We start from the raw sequence: 13901 nt of genomic DNA on the forward strand, positions 1-13901 counted from the left end.
GGGTTTTTTACTACTTTTGCGCAAGCAAACCCAAATATAAACAAAAAGCCATTAGGGGACTTTTTGGCTTTTGGTAAACCCAAGATGATGGACAAAATTCTTGTTATCGGAGCTGCAGGTCAGCTCGGTTCGGAGCTGACACAAGCCCTTACCAATCAATATGGAGGAGATCAGGTCATTGCGACAGACCTGAGAGATTCAGCCAAATCCCAATTTGATTACTGTCGATTTGAGGTGTTGGATGTGATGAACCGAGAAGCACTTCGAGATTTAGTTAAAGAGGAAAAAGTCACCCAGATTTATCATCTTGCTGCGGTGCTTTCGGCTACCGGAGAAAAGAACCCGCTTTTCGCATGGCACCTCAATATGGAGAGTTTGCTCTATGTACTGGAATTAGCTAAAGAGGAAAAACTGGATAAAATCTATTGGCCATCATCCATCGCCGTTTTCGGACCCAATACTCCAAAAGTCAATACGCCTCAATTCTGCGTCAAAGAACCCAACACCGTCTATGGCATCAGCAAGCAGGCGGGAGAACGTTGGTGTGAATACTACTTCGAAAAACATGGGGTGGACGTGCGAAGCCTTCGCTATCCAGGACTCATTGGTTACAAATCACTCCCCGGAGGCGGAACAACCGACTATGCAGTGGATATTTACCACAAGGCGATTGCAAACGAAAAATTCAACTGCTTCCTACGGGAAGACAGCTACTTGCCGATGATGTACATGCCCGATGCGATCAAGGCCACACTGGACCTGATGAATGCACCACGGGAATCGATAAAAATCCGTTCCAGCTACAACCTTGCAGGGATGAGTTTTTCTCCCAAAGAAATCTTCGAAAGCATCAAAAAGCACGTCCCTGACTTCCAGATTGAGTTCAATCCCGACTTCCGTCAGGCCATCGCAGACTCCTGGCCAGATAGCATCGACGATAGCCGTGCAAGGGAAGACTGGGGTTGGAAGCCGGACTATGACTTGGATGCGATGACTGCAGATATTTTGAAAAATTTACCGAGTTACTTTCCTCCAAAAAAGTAAATAAACCAAAGCCTCTTTGTCCGCAAAGGGGCTTTTCAATTTTTTAGCTTCCGGATAAAGGATTCAACTTCCATCCTATACTGAAATTGGCTATTTTTCATCTCTTACCCTGAGAAATGAACCGGAATCAACTTGCCCTCCTTCTTAGCCTTCTGATCGGGATTACTCTGATCGGGTTCTTCTTTTTCGGGGCTGAAAAAGAAGTTGATTATAGCACCGAAATCAAACCCATCCTCAACAAGCACTGCATCTCCTGCCACGGGGGCGTGAAAAAAAACGGGGGATTTAGCTTGCTATTCGAGGAAGAAGCCTTTGCCCCAACCGAATCCGGACATCCTGCGATCGTCCCGGGAAGTTCCTCCTCCAGCGAACTCATCAAGCGGCTGACGCATTCCGATCCCGAACTCCGGATGCCTTATCAGCGTGCCCCACTCAGTGAGGAGGAAATTGAATTACTGAAAGAATGGATCGACCAAGGGGCCAAGTGGGGGAAACATTGGGCTTATGAAACGGTCCAGAAACCCAAACTTCCCGCAAATCACACTGCTGCCAGTTTGGGTGGAACTGAAAACACCTCGCTTGCTCCTATTGACTTTTTTGTCCGGGAAAAACTCCCCAATCTGGGGTTAAGTCCATCCTCTCCCGAAAATCCCATGAGACTCCTTCGCAGAGTAGCCTTGGACATCACAGGACTGCCTCCCTCGGAATCTTTGGTTCAGGACTTTAACTCAGGCAAAATCAGCTACGAGCAAGCCGTGGATCAATTGCTTTCCTCAGAAGCCTATGGGGAAAAATGGGCGACTTGGTGGCTGGACCTCGCCCGCTATGCAGATACCAAAGGCTACGAACGGGACGTTTCCCGCACCTTTTGGCCCTATCGGGACTGGGTGATTCGGTCTTTCAATGCCGACAAACCCTTCGATGAGTTTACTGTCGAGCAGTTGGCTGGCGACCTCTTGCCCAATCCTACTCAAGACCAACTGACCGCGACGGCCTTTCACCGCAACACCATGAACAATGACGAAGGCGGAACGGAGGACGAGGAATTCCGGGTTGCTGCTGTCTTGGACCGGGTAAGTACCACCTTCGAAGTCTGGCAAAGCACCACCATGGCTTGCGTGCAATGCCATAGCCATCCCTATGATCCCATCCGACACGAAGAATTCTTCGAGTCCCTGGCCTTCTTCAACAATACCCGGGACGAAGATACCCACGATGAGGAACCTCGATTGCGGTTTTACGAAGTGGAAGATCAAGCAAAAGTGAACCAGATAGTGGCTTGGGCTGAAGAAAATGAAGGAAAGACTTCCGCCAAGCAGCGGGCTGACTTTCTGAAATTCCACGAACCCAAGTACGCTGCTCACCTAGCCACAGACTTCCAAAAATCTGAGCTGATCGACACCAAGTGGCTTGGCCTATGGCCGGGAGGCTCAGCCGTCTATAAAAACATCGAAACTCAAGGATCTGACCAACTCCTGCTCGATTATTGGTCTGGAGTGGATGGCACCAAAATGACCATCCGAAAAGACGGACCCAAAGGAGAAATTCTCGCAAGCTTTGTGATCAACAAAACCCAAGGAGAGGTCGTGAAGGAAATCCCCTTCAAGCCCGTGCAAGGAAGATTCAACCTCTACATCGAAGCTCAAAATCCAACTGCAAAACCCCAGCAAAACACCTCCTCCATCGTGTGGTTTGCTTTTGTCCCAAGTTTGAAAGGAAAGGAAAAGCCCGGATTCTCCACTGTGAAAAAATCCTGGGAGGAGCTGCTTCATTTCCGTGGAACGCGCCTTCCTATCCTGATCGAAAATCCGGACTTCATGGCCCGACCCACCTTTGTCTTTGAGCGGGGCAACTGGTTGGTACCTGGAGAAAAAGTAAGTCCTAAAGCTCCGAAAGAGTTGGGCACGTGGAAAAGTGAATGGCCGTCCAATCGTTTGGGCTTCGCTTATTGGCTCACCGCTCCGGAAAATCCCCTGACCTCCCGTACGCTTGTCAACCGAGTTTGGGATCAGCTTTTCGGCAGAGGGTTGGTCTCGACCCTAGAGGATATGGGCACCCAATCCGATCCGCCTTCCCATCCCGAGCTACTGGATTACTTGGCCTGGAAAACGGTCAATGACTACCACTGGAGCATCAAATCACTCATCCGAGAAATCGTCACTTCATCTACCTATCAGCAATCCTCGGTGATCAGCTCGGAGGCATTTCAAAAAGATCCCAAAAACCAATGGTATGCCCGAGGGCCTCGATACCGGCTTTCTGCCGAGCAAATCCGCGATCAGGCCCTTGCCGCTAGCGGACTGTTGAGTCGAAAAATGTACGGAAAGCCCGTGATGCCTGCCCAGCCTGAAGGCATTTGGCAGACGGTGTACAACGGGGAGTCCTGGAAAGAAAGCGAGGGCGAAGACAAGTACCGCAGAAGTGTGTACACCTTCCTGAAGCGCACCAGCCCCTATCCTTCCTTTATCTCCTTTGATGCGGGAAGCCGTGAAGTTTGTCTGAGTAAGCGGCTGGTCACCAATACCCCACTACAGGCTTTGGTTACTTTGAATGATCCCGTGTACCTTGATGCGGCCAAAGCTTTGAGCCAAAAAATCTGGGAAGCCACCGGCAAAAATCCAGAATCGGCTATACAAAAAGTCTATCTGCAGTTGGTGTTTTTGCCTATATCTGAAAGCAAAAAAGCGACCATGCTCCAACTCTTCCGGTCAGCCAAATCGGAATTTGACAAAGATCCAAAAGCAAGAGAAGCGTTCTTCCCGGGAGCGGATTCCGGTTTGGCAGCCTTGACCGTAGCCACCAATGCAATGATGAATTTAGACGAGTTTTTAACCAAACCCTGATCCCATGAACGTGGAAAAGCTATTGAACGAATGGGTCAACCAAAAACTGCATACGCAGACGAGAAGGCATTTTCTCCTTGACTGTGTGAGCAAAATGGGCGGGCTTGCCTTGGCACCTTTGCTTTTTGGCTGTGAGTTGGGGAAAAACGAAACCCTGAAAACAGGCCTTCAGCTCAGCGATCGGGATTTGAATCCTTTGTCTCCCCTTCCTCCGCCTTTTTTGGGCAAGGCCAAATCCATCATTTACCTCCACATGGCGGGGGCGCCTTCGCAGTTGGAGTTGTTTGACTTCAAGCCCGAACTGGCCAAATACCACGATCAGGACTGTCCGGAGAGTTTATTGGAGGGACGGAAGTTTGCTTTTATCCGTGGTGTCCCAAAGATGCTCGGTCCTCAGGCCAAGTTTTCCCAGCACGGGGAAAGCGGCGCCTGGATATCGGATTACCTGCCCCATTTTTCCAAAGTTGCCGATGAAGTGGCATTTCTCAAAGCCATGCACACCGACCAGTTTAATCACGGACCTGCGCAATTATTCATGCAGACGGGTTCGCCTAGATTGGGAAGGCCGAGTTTGGGAAGCTGGGTCACTTATGGTTTGGGAACAGAGAATCAAAACTTGCCTGGGTTTGTGGTTTTGACCTCTGGAGGAAAGACACCCGACGCAGGCAAAAGCGTGTGGGGTTCGGGATTTCTTCCCTCCGTCTATCAAGGTGTCCAATGCCGATCCAAAGGTGATCCCGTACTTTACCTCGAGGATCCGAGCGGCATGTCCCGCGATCTCAAAAAGCAGGTCATCTCCGCCATCAATCAGTCCAATCAGGAAGATTTTGAATACTTTGGCGACCCCGAGATCCTCGCCCGCATCAATCAGTACGAGATGGCCTATCGGATGCAGATCGAAGTGCCCGAGGTGATGAACATCAACGACGAACCCGAGCATATCCATCAGCTCTACGGCACTCAGCCTGGTGAGGAATCCTTCGCCAACAATTGCCTTTTGGCAAGAAAGCTAGTAGAAAAGGGCGTGCGCGTAGTCCAACTCTACGATTGGGGCTGGGATACACACGGTACAGATCACGATGGCTCGATCGACATGGGCCTGCGAAACAAATGCCGCACCATTGACCGGCCGATGACGGCCTTGCTGCTGGACTTGAAGCAGCGGGGACTTTTGGAAGAAACCTTGGTCGTCTGGGGTGGGGAATTTGGACGCACGCCGATGCAGGAAAACCGGGAAGGCAAGAAGATGGGTTTCCTTGGACGGGATCACCATGTGGATGCTTTTACGATGTGGATGGCTGGAGGCGGAGTCAAAAAAGGCGCGAGCTACGGCATCACGGATGACTTTGGCTTTGCCGGGGTAGACGAGCGCACCTCTGTGCATGACCTGCATGCTACCATTTTACACTTGATGGGTTTTGACCACGAGAAGTTTACGTACGAGTTTCAGGGCAGGCCTTTCCGATTGACCGATGTTCATGGAGAATTAATCCGATCCGTCATTGCCTGATATGTTGAGTTTTGTTTTTCCGCTTTTAGGTCGATTTCATCCCGTTTTAGTTCACCTCCCGATAGGGATTTTGGTCTTTGGAGTGGTCTTGGTTTTTCTTTCGAAAAAGCAGGACAAAACCTTCCTTCCCGCCATTCAGCTGGCCTTTTTACTCGGTTCGATCGGAGGGATTTTGGCCTGTATTTCTGGATTTCTCCAATACCAATTCGAAGGCTTTTCCTGGGACACGGTTCAGTTTCACCTGATTTTTGGGGTGCTGACTACGGCTGCGGGATTTTTCATTTATGGAAAAAGCAAAAAAATCACCGATCCCTACTCCATCAAATGGAGCTCAACAGCGCTGATCTTAGCACTCCTATTTACAGGTCACCTAGGTGGAACAATCACCCATGGAGAAGGCTACTTCACCGAAGGGATGCCCGAAAATCTCCAAACCCTTTTTGGAGGAGCACCTTCCCCGGCAGCCCAGCTGACCCTGCCTGAGGAGGGTTGGGAGGAATTGGCCTACTATGAGGAGGTAGTGCAGCCGATCTTAAATTCCAACTGCCAAAGCTGCCACAATCCCCGGAACAAGAAAGGTGGACTGGATCTCAGTACCAAAGAAGCCCTGCTGAAAGGTGGGGAAAACGGTCCCGTAATTGATCCGCATCAGTTTCTGAAAAGCAGTCTGATCAGCCGAATGGAACTTCCACGTGACCATGAAGACCACATGCCTCCGAGCGAGAAGCGTCAACCTAAAAAAGAGGAACTTCAGCTGCTTCGCCTTTGGCTGGAAAATGAGGCTTCTTTTGACCTCAAACTGGGAGCTGCAAAACCGGAAATGAAATGGCTGGAACCCTTTTTTCAACGGGAAGAAATCGCTTTTTATCCAACTGCACCCCTTTCCCCAGTAGCAGAGGATAGTTTGGCCAGACTTCGGAAAGTAGGCTTTTACGTAGAGCCCATTGCTCAGGGTAGCTCACTATTGAAAGTGAGTTGCATCAATTTCCCGGATTTTCAGGATCAAAATCTGGGAGATTTAGCTTCCATTCAAGCCAACGTGGTTTATCTTGATCTCGGTGGAACTCAGGTCACGGATCAAATTCTTGTGAAATTGAAAGATTTCCCACTGCTGACCGTGCTCAAACTCAGCCACACCCAAGTCAACGGAGCAAATTTGGAAAGCTTGAATTCACTAAAAAATCTGAAATCCCTATTCCTCAATGGAGTCTCCCTCACGCAAGCCGATCTGGAAAAGCTTGAGCACCTGCCTATGTTGGAAAAAGTATTTGCCTACGAAACAGCGCTTTTGGGAAAGGAATCAACAAAAAAATTCAAGTTCAAACTGGAGACAGGAAGCTATGAATTGCCTCCTATCCCCAGTGATACCATCGTGTATTAAATCTTGGCTAGGATTTGATTGGCCACGAATCCCAAGGTGATACTTCCATCGGGATACACGATCACCGGTCGCTTGATCATGCTGGAGTTGTCGATCAAAATCGGAAGTGCTGTTTTTACATTTTCCAAATCGGCTTTTTGACTATCCCCCATTTTTCGATAGGTCGTACCTTGTTTATTGACCAAGGAAGTCAAAGAAGTTTTTTCCAAAAAAGAAGTCAACAGGGCTGCTGTAGGCTTTTGCTTTTTGTAATCGATGAATTCGTAGGCTATTCCCTTCTCCTCCAAAAAGGTGAAGGTCTTCTTCATCGTGTCGCAATTCTTGATACCGTATACTTTCAGACTCATTTTAGCTTGGTTTTGGAATTTGGACTACTGGTGAATTACACGGATACTCTCCTCATGAGCCAACAAAATTCTCCCAATCAGTTCATCGGTCAGGGCAGTGGAAAGGAATAAACTCTCAAACTGAGAAGGGGCCAAATACACCCCGCGTTTGAGCATTTCTTGAAAATATCTTCCAAAGAGCACCGTATCCGAGGTTTTTGCGGATTCAAAATCGATCACCGGCTGCTGGGTAAAAAACAAGGAATACATACTTCCTACGAAATTAACCGTGTAGTTCAGGTTTTGATCGTGATTGATTTTGGTAATCCCTTCTGCTATTTTTCTACCGATCAGTGCCAGTTGTGCATAGACTTCCGGATGGGTATCCAAGTAGCGAAGCATGGCCAATCCGGCTGCCATGGCAATAGGATTTCCGGACAAGGTCCCTGCCTGATACACCGGACCTGCAGGAGAGACGAATTGCATGATTTCTTTTTTCCCTCCATAAGCCCCAACTGGCATACCACCACCGATGATTTTACCCAAAGTGGTCATGTCCGGAGTCACTCCGAAAAGCTCCTGAGCCCCACCTTTGGCCAATCTGAACCCGGTCATGACTTCGTCAAAAATGAGCACAATTCCTTCTCGGGTACAGATTTCCCTTAATCCTTCCAAATAACCCGGAAGAGGTAAGGTCAAGCCCATATTTCCGGGCACAGGCTCCAATATCAGTGCAGCGATTTCCCCTTTGTTGGCTTCAACTAACCTTTCGATGGCCTCTAAGTCATTGTAAGGAGCTAGTAAGGTGTCTTTTGCAGTACCCACAGTTACTCCCGGAGAATCCGGATTGCCCATGGTGATCGCACCAGAACCGGCGGAAATCAGAAAAGAATCTCCATGGCCATGGTAGTGACCTTCCATTTTGATGAATTTGTCCCGACCTGTAAATCCTCTTGCCACACGGATAGCTGACATGGTGGCTTCCGTTCCGGAGTTGACCATGCGGACTTTTTCTACAGAAGGCACCATCTTCACGATGAGTTCAGCCATTTCCACTTCTCTGGCAGTGGGAGCGCCAAAAGAAGTTCCGTTTTCCATGGCTTGAATCACCGCCTCTCGAATCATCGGATGATTATGCCCCAGAATCATAGGGCCCCAGCTATTGATCAATTCGATGTAAGAATTTCCATCTTCATCAAAAAGGTAGGCTCCGTCTGCTTTTTTGATAAAAATCGGCTCACCGCCGACTGCCCGAAAAGCACGGACAGGTGAATTCACCCCACCTGGAATAAAGGTTTTGGCATGAGCGAATAATCGCTTGCTTTCAGAAATCTGCATGATTTAGTTTAAAGGAATCAATTCTCCGGATTCAAGTTTGAAAACCGGCGAATAAGTATTGTTGTTTGTGTTTTTGAAATTGAATCCCCAGGTAAGTTTCCCCGGCTGATAGCTTTTTTGATCCAAGGTTTTCCGAATATCAAAATCATTTACGAACTGGGCATTGGAAACGACCCAATTGGCCAACTCTGCTCCCAGGATCACATTCAGGGTAGGATACGACAGGAATTTACCATAATGCACCTTTCTGAATGCTGACATCTCTTCGGATTCAAATTTTGGGGTATTGTTGGAGATAAAGTAAAAATTGGGGAACTCCAACATTTCATAATTCGCAAAATTGAAACCCAACCAGGAATCCATTACCAAAAGTGGAACGGAAGTGGTAATACTCTCCATCAGCGCAAATACTGACTGAGCGATTGCCGGATCATCCGTCAATAGAATTACCTGATCAACTGTCGGATTATTTCCTCTTCTGATTCCAAGCTCCTGCAAAAAAGAAGATGCATTTTTTGGATCAACTTTTTGGGACTTGGTGATGCGAAATCCAGCCTTACTTAAGTCCACTTGCAGGAGTTGGGCCAATCGCTCATCCCTAGCACTTCCGCTGTAAGCAATGGCCACGGATTTTCCCCAGTTTTGGGTGACCAAGCCAGACGAAATACCCTTGGAAAGAGATACTACGGAAGGTCTAAAGAGGTAACTGTACGCAGTATCCTCAAACCGCTCTCCCAGATTACTCAAGGGATGGATAAAAGGTATTTTTTGCGCCTCGGCAAAAGCACTGATCAGCTCTGTTTCATCAGGGTAGATGGGGCCAATAATCAGGTCTGCAGCAAGCACCGCCGGATCTTTCAGGATCGAATTCAGTCGGTTCAAGTCTCTCTTGGAATCAAACGTATTAAGGTTGATTTGAACTCCTTGGGCTTTGATCTGGTCCACCTGAAGTCTGATCCCCTGATAGAGTTCCAGCATAAAGTCAGTAGATGCAAGCCCGGAGATCGACTGAGTGGCACTATTGGTAAAGGGCAATATGACCACAATATCCAAAACCTGGTCTTTGATAGCGGAAGGAGTCCCTGATTTCAGTACTTGGTTCAAAGCCATGCGCTCGGAAGCTGACATGACTTCCTTCTGTTGGAGCACCCAGGCCAAAGCCGCAGTAAATCCTTCATTCGACTTAAATTCCTCCAGATTAGTAATCAAAAAAGAAGGTGAGGAATCCTTCAAAAACGCAAAAGATGCATTAAAGGCTTTGGACAAAATCTCCTCATTCTTGATCTGTTTGATAATCCTCAGGGCATCTGTGAGCTGACTATTTTGAAAATAGGCTACTGCAAGCAGGTACTTAAGTTCATCCGACTTTCCCCAAGTTTTTCCATAAACTGGACGCAGGGCTTCAATTGCTGAAGCTGGCTGATTTACTTTGAGAGCGGCCTCAGCTGTATGGAATGCCGCATAATAGGACAGATTTCCATATTTTTCCTCGTTGAGAAACTCCTTCAGCAAATTGATGGCAGACCAATAATCCTGGCCTTTCAGCGCCGTTTTTGCCTTCTCATAATTTTCCGGAATATTCTGGCCACGAGTATGTCCTAAGACAAAAAATAAAAGGAGAATAAATAGGGATCTTCGCATTTTCAGGGGAATTGAACAGGCGTGAAGTTATAGGCCAAATTTAAGCCAATATTTTCAAACCCAAAGGAACATGGCGCCCTTATCTGGAATAGCCCGACCCGCTCAAGGAATTAAAATGCCCTTGAAATCCTTAAAAAGCAGCACTTACCAAATCAAGGTTTCTTCCCGACGATGTCTTGGTTGGTAGGAATTAAACAAATTTAACACGGCAGTAAATTCATGAGTCCCGCCGGGAAGCAGGTAACTTTTTTGAACTGGAAACTCATACAAATACCCAATTCGCATGGAAGAAGTCAGAATCCCAAAATTGATATTGGAAGCGTAGTTCAAACGCTGTCCTGCGCCTACCCATACCTTTTCCATAAGCAAGGCTTTGATATTTACCTCCAGCACTTCAGGCAAGTCTTTTCTGGATCTGTAAAAACCATTAAACACCAAAGAAAGGTTTTCGGTCAATGATTCTCTGAGCCCAAACTGAACCATCTTTTCCGCGGGATAGGCCTCCATAAACTTATCCCCTTTGGTGAATTGCCCCCCATTGACCCGGTGCATTCCGTAGGAGAAATAATACTTTTTGTGAGTCAAAGCCAAGCCGATATTGAAGTCTACGACTTGCAAATCAGAAAATTGGCCCAAATATCTTCCCAAGATCGGATCATTTTGTTCCTCCCAAGTCAGCGAATTTCCGTCCAGACGAATAGTTTGGTAATTGACACCAGCGCCCAGTCTGAGGTTGTGGCTTTGAGTCAACCGTATCCTACTGGCATAGGAAAAAATCAATTCATTTTCCCGAAAAGCTCCATGCGTATCACTGAGTACACTGATGGAAACGGCATTTTGTCCCATCAAAGCGGGGTCCTGCAACCCTGACAACTCTCCAAAATCCAACTCCGCACTTAGAAAATAGGTTTTCGGTGCTCCATTCATACCAGCCCATTGATTCCGGACAAAACTACGGATATTGGATCCCTCATATCCTGTCAATGCTGGGCTGAAATAATTCTGGAAATGTGAAAATTGAGAAACGAATTTTCGGGTTTGGGACTTTGCTTCCATCGCTGAGAGCACTGCAATGATCATAAGGACCACCACTTTGAGTGCCTTGGAAACCGATACCAGTTGAGATAGAATTAAGCTCATGTCTTTTTCGATTAATTGCCTCTCAGCAAATTGAGAACACCTCTTTTGGTTTGACCATCTGTCTCCAGTACCCAATAGTACGATCCCTCTGGAAGCACTTGACCATGAAAGGTCCCATCCCATTTCACATCCATGGACTGTGACTGAAAAACTACTTTACCTCCAGAATCAAAAACGGAAACTTTGAAGGATTTTTTTTGCAAACCATTGGAAAGCATCCAGGTGTCATTTACCCCATCTCCATTGGGTGAAAAGGAATTAATTATCTCCAAATCCCTTTCCGAATTTCCTGAAACGGTTTTGGGTTCGATCGTAAATTTCTTTCTAAGGATATTCCCATCCCTATCCTCTACCTCTACTTCCAAGTCTATTGCAGCACTGGTCTTGGATAAGGAGATCCCCTTTGTCCGAAGCTCATCTTCTACAATCTCGAAATACTCCTGATACCCGCTTCCTTCGCTCAAACGGATCGAATGGATAGAATCAATGGGATCTATCACTTCCAGCTTGCTCAACAGACCATCATGAGCTTGTACAGGTCGGAATATCAAATCTTCAGGAGCAGGTTTAGGCAATACCGTCACAGTCATCGAAATATCAAACTCTTGAGGAATAAGGTAATTTTCGTCCCCAACGACTCCATCAACTTGATACTTTCCTCTTTTAAGAAATTGAACCTTTTCCGTATTCCACAATACATCAAGCTCCTTCCATGTTCCCTCTTGGGTCAGAAATTCACCCTTACCCGGTAACTGAGGCACTATTGACCAAGGTGTAATGACCTCCGGAAAACCTCGCATGGAAATGATCAGGACCGGAGCGATTTGCAAAGAATCAGAAGTGTAAACCAAGGAATAGTTTGGCCCTGCCTGCAAACTGCCAGCAGAAATCAAATATTTCCCAACTTTTTCACCTTCTGCTCTTTGGAGTTCCCCGGTGAATAGATTTTCTGCCTCATCCTGCGGCGCGATACCCGATACTTGATAAGTCAATAGGGGATCAGTGGTTCCGAAGCTTTTTACCTGTGCATTGGCTTTGACCTTGAGTTCTCTCTTTAAAATCCGGAAATCCATTCCTTCAAACTCTAAAACGTAATTTTCTCCAGCAGTCAAGGATCCTTGTAACACCGGATATTGCCCTACTTGCTCGCCTTCCTGCCGACTAAGCGTTCCCTCCATTACAACCAGTCCATCTTCATATTTCAGGCCTTCCACTTGGTAGGAAAGAACCGGATCAGGTTCCCCGTATACTTTGAACCAATTATCATCCGCCTTTACTCTTAAAATTGCCGGATTGACAATCAATCGCTGTTCTTTTGGGCTTGAATTCCCATCCTCCACTTTTGCAAAAACCGTAGTAATACCCGACTTAAGGATACGCGCATAGTTTCCTTCAATTTTGATAACCGTCGTATCTGAAGTCGTGTACAAAATCGGGAAATAGGAAGGGTCCATCTCTTCGCCAAGCTTCAATTCCGGATCTCCGTATGTGACCATTCGCTCACTTGGGAAATCATTTTCTCTAGGGACTCTGAGATTTTCCAGTCCCGGAATTGGATTAACTGGCGGATTTTGACCCAGCTGATCGTAAGTGATCGTCCTTAAATAGGGATATGAAATGAATGGAAACTCTTTTGAAGGTTTTCTGATACTCCAAGTGGCATCAAAGTCCCATTGGTTATTCTCCAAAAAGGTACCTGATTTGAGCTCCAGACTGGACTTCCCCTTATCTTCTGTCAAGGAGACAGCTGATGCTATGGCTGTTTCGTTCCAAAAAGCCTGAGTAATCTTGGTGTTTCCAAGACTTAGGCCGACCAAACCTCCGGAATTTGCTACCTCAGAGATAGTTCCTGCAAAATAGGCGGTTCTAACCAAGCCCCCGGACATCTTACCGACGATTCCTCCGGCAATTTCTCTCGAATTAATCTCGGCAATACTGTAACAGTCTTTTAGGGTGTGCAGACCGGAGTTCGACTGGAAATACCCCACTAATCCTCCAACCTCAGATTCAGCCCCAACGTATCCGCTTGAAAATGAACGGATAATAGATGTTTGATAGGAATTACCAACCAATCCACCCGCAGACTTTTTACCTGACACCTTACCTAAAGAGTAAGAATCGGAAATAGTGGCATTACCCAATGTCCCAATCAAACCGCCGACATAGGTAGAACCAGAGACAGAACCAGAAAACGAGCAATTTTCAATTCTGACATTTACTCCAACGCCAATGAGAGCACCAACATCCGACGCGCCGGTGATAGTCGCATTCCGCAATTGGATATGCTTGAATTCAGAATTGGAGGTACTTCCAAAGAGTCCAATTGCATTTTGTGTCCCTCGCTGGATTACCAAATCCGCGATCACATGCCCATTTCCATTGAACCTCCCTTTGAAATTTACAATGGGAGCCCAGCCATTACCTTGATTTGACCCAAGGCCAGCCACTTCCTGATATCCTTCAGTGTTTTGATCAAGATGGGAGATCAAAATAAAATTGGAGTTTGGATTGAGACTGATGTTCTTAAGATGATACCAAGTTTGAATCTGAAATGGATTCTGAAGTGTTCCAGCACCTCCAGCATATTGTGCAAAAGAAGAAAAACAGAAAAAAGAAATTAACAACGTCAAGAGCAACCTCTTAAATAACAAACTAAGAGAAGGTGAAAATATTTTATT

General features: G+C 46.7%; 9 protein-coding genes. 4 read left to right on the forward strand and 5 right to left on the reverse strand.

The features are described 5' to 3' along the window. The first annotated feature begins 87 nt into the window (after nucleotides 1–87). The 4 genes from CLV31_RS06590 to CLV31_RS06605 all read left to right on the forward strand — a co-directional run bounded on the left by CLV31_RS06590 (nucleotide 88) and on the right by CLV31_RS06605 (nucleotide 6778). On the forward strand, nucleotides 88–1044 hold the full coding sequence (locus CLV31_RS06590) for an NAD-dependent epimerase/dehydratase family protein (RefSeq protein ID WP_111392375.1): 957 nt from the start codon (nucleotides 88–90) through the stop codon (nucleotides 1042–1044). Between the two features lie 116 nt (nucleotides 1045–1160). Next, entirely contained in the window at nucleotides 1161–3887 is a 2727-nt protein-coding gene (locus CLV31_RS06595) for a DUF1553 domain-containing protein (protein ID WP_111392095.1), read from the forward strand. A gap of 4 nt (nucleotides 3888–3891) precedes the next feature. Continuing rightward, nucleotides 3892–5397: a DUF1501 domain-containing protein gene (locus CLV31_RS06600; RefSeq protein WP_111392096.1), complete on the forward strand. Its 1506-nt coding sequence runs from the start codon at nucleotides 3892–3894 to the stop codon at nucleotides 5395–5397. A gap of 1 nt (nucleotide 5398) precedes the next feature. Further along, a complete protein-coding gene (locus CLV31_RS06605; RefSeq protein WP_111392097.1) occupies nucleotides 5399–6778 on the forward strand; it encodes a c-type cytochrome domain-containing protein in 1380 nt (459 codons plus the stop codon). On the opposite strand, the gene CLV31_RS06610 is transcribed toward CLV31_RS06605, so the two are convergent. From CLV31_RS06610 to CLV31_RS06630, 5 genes are all read right to left on the reverse strand, one after another. Continuing rightward, a complete protein-coding gene (locus tag CLV31_RS06610; RefSeq protein ID WP_111392098.1) occupies nucleotides 6775–7125 on the reverse strand; it encodes a Spx/MgsR family RNA polymerase-binding regulatory protein in 351 nt (116 codons plus the stop codon). The genes CLV31_RS06605 and CLV31_RS06610 overlap by 4 nt on opposite strands. A 24-nt stretch (nucleotides 7126–7149) precedes the next feature. After that, nucleotides 7150–8442 (reverse strand): glutamate-1-semialdehyde 2,1-aminomutase, encoded by a 1293-nt coding sequence (gene hemL, locus CLV31_RS06615; protein ID WP_111392099.1) that lies wholly within the window; start codon nucleotides 8440–8442, stop codon nucleotides 7150–7152. Between the two features lie 3 nt (nucleotides 8443–8445). Further along, nucleotides 8446–10083, reverse strand: a complete 1638-nt coding sequence (locus CLV31_RS06620) for an ABC transporter substrate-binding protein (RefSeq protein ID WP_111392100.1) — start codon at nucleotides 10081–10083, stop codon at nucleotides 8446–8448. Between the two features lie 144 nt (nucleotides 10084–10227). Then, nucleotides 10228–11223 carry a PorP/SprF family type IX secretion system membrane protein gene (locus CLV31_RS06625; RefSeq protein ID WP_111392101.1) on the reverse strand — a complete coding sequence of 332 codons (996 nt, stop codon included), beginning with the start codon at nucleotides 11221–11223 and terminating at the stop codon, nucleotides 10228–10230. 11 nt (nucleotides 11224–11234) lie between these two features. After that, the gene (locus tag CLV31_RS06630; protein WP_181452583.1) at nucleotides 11235–13712 is read right to left on the reverse strand and encodes an MBG domain-containing protein; all 2478 of its coding nucleotides are present in this window, start codon (nucleotides 13710–13712) and stop codon (nucleotides 11235–11237) included. Nucleotides 13713–13901: the final 189 nt, after the last annotated feature.

Source organism: Algoriphagus aquaeductus (assembly GCF_003253485.1).
Classification (GTDB): domain Bacteria; phylum Bacteroidota; class Bacteroidia; order Cytophagales; family Cyclobacteriaceae; genus Algoriphagus; species Algoriphagus aquaeductus.

What these genes read in the sequence shown, in the direction of transcription:
- hemL (WP_111392099.1), bottom strand. Translation starts at nt 8,442, where the DNA reads ATGCAGATTTCTGAAAGCAAGCGATTATTCGCTCATGCCAAAACCTTT.
- CLV31_RS06595 (WP_111392095.1), top strand. Translation starts at nt 1,161, where the DNA reads ATGAACCGGAATCAACTTGCCCTCCTTCTTAGCCTTCTGATCGGGATT.
- CLV31_RS06590 (WP_111392375.1), top strand. Translation starts at nt 88, where the DNA reads ATGGACAAAATTCTTGTTATCGGAGCTGCAGGTCAGCTCGGTTCGGAG.
- CLV31_RS06600 (WP_111392096.1), top strand. Translation starts at nt 3,892, where the DNA reads ATGAACGTGGAAAAGCTATTGAACGAATGGGTCAACCAAAAACTGCAT.
- CLV31_RS06620 (WP_111392100.1), bottom strand. Translation starts at nt 10,083, where the DNA reads ATGCGAAGATCCCTATTTATTCTCCTTTTATTTTTTGTCTTAGGACAT.
- CLV31_RS06605 (WP_111392097.1), top strand. Translation starts at nt 5,399, where the DNA reads ATGTTGAGTTTTGTTTTTCCGCTTTTAGGTCGATTTCATCCCGTTTTA.
- CLV31_RS06625 (WP_111392101.1), bottom strand. Translation starts at nt 11,223, where the DNA reads ATGAGCTTAATTCTATCTCAACTGGTATCGGTTTCCAAGGCACTCAAA.
- CLV31_RS06610 (WP_111392098.1), bottom strand. Translation starts at nt 7,125, where the DNA reads ATGAGTCTGAAAGTATACGGTATCAAGAATTGCGACACGATGAAGAAG.